Genomic DNA, 202 nt, shown 5'->3' with positions numbered 1-202 from the left:
GTCAACGGCGGCGGCACCGGCGGCCGGGGTGCCGCGACGGCCGCGCTGAGCCGGATGCTCCGGCGCGGCGGGAAACGGCCGGCCGGCCGCCGGGTCCACGCCGTGAAGGGCGTCAGCTTCGTCGCGTACCGGGGCGAGGCAATTGGCCTGATCGGTTCGAACGGATCTGGGAAATCCACCCTCCTGAAGGCCATCGCGGGCC

The 202-nt window shown here is 74.3% G+C and carries 1 protein-coding gene; it reads left to right on the top strand.

The window, feature by feature from the left end; all coding sequences use genetic code 11:
- A partial coding sequence (locus tag AOK00_RS36365) for an ATP-binding cassette domain-containing protein (RefSeq protein WP_159041721.1) occupies nt 1-202 on the top strand: 202 nt, incomplete at both ends.

Source organism: Streptomyces aureus (assembly GCF_001418135.1).
Classification (GTDB): Bacteria; Actinomycetota; Actinomycetes; order Streptomycetales; family Streptomycetaceae; genus Streptomyces; species Streptomyces aureus_A.
The sequence above is the reverse complement of the archived record's forward strand: the minus strand, read 5'-3'. Positions and strand labels throughout refer to the sequence as shown.